The 551-nt window shown below is 61.7% G+C and carries 1 protein-coding gene; it reads left to right on the top strand.

Annotated features, from left to right (window positions below; genetic code table 11):
- Positions 1-551, top strand: a 551-nt coding sequence (locus P0D80_RS51015; protein WP_408296541.1) for a VOC family protein, incomplete at both ends; no start/stop codon positions are given.

Here is a 551-nt window from a genome sequence, read left to right as displayed (position 1 = left end):
AGAAGTTATCCGGCTCGGGCATGTCGTGCTCGAACTCGCTGACTATCAGAAGACCTGCGCATGGTATGCGCAGCATTTCGGCTTCATCCCGAGCGATGTGCAGGTGCTTCCCGATGGCTCGCCCGTCGTCGCGTTCATGCGGCTCGATCTTGGTGGCAGCCCGGCGGATCACCATACCCTCGCGCTTGCACAAGGCTTCCTGCCCACCTACAGCCATAGCGCCTACGAAGTCGTCGATGCAGACGCGGTTGGCATGGGCCAGCGCGTTCTGCGCGAGAAGGGCTGGACGCATGCGTGGGGAATCGGCCGGCATATTCTGGGCAGTCAGATCTTCGACTACTGGCAGGACGCGTGGGGCGACAAGCACGAGCACTATTGCGACGGCGATCTCTTTACTGCCGATGCGCCAACCGGTGTCCATGGCGTGAGCCGTGAGGCGATGGCGCAATGGGGCCCGACAATGCCGCGCAGTTTCACAAAACCAAAATTCACGCCTACGAGCATCGTGGCGCTCTTCAGGAACCTGCGTCGCAGCCCCGATCTGACGCTGG

Source organism: Paraburkholderia sp. RL17-373-BIF-A (genome assembly GCF_046030175.1).
In the GTDB taxonomy this organism is placed as follows: Bacteria; Pseudomonadota; Gammaproteobacteria; order Burkholderiales; family Burkholderiaceae; genus Paraburkholderia.
Note: the sequence above shows the minus strand (reverse complement) of the source record. Positions and strands in the feature narration are given on the sequence as shown.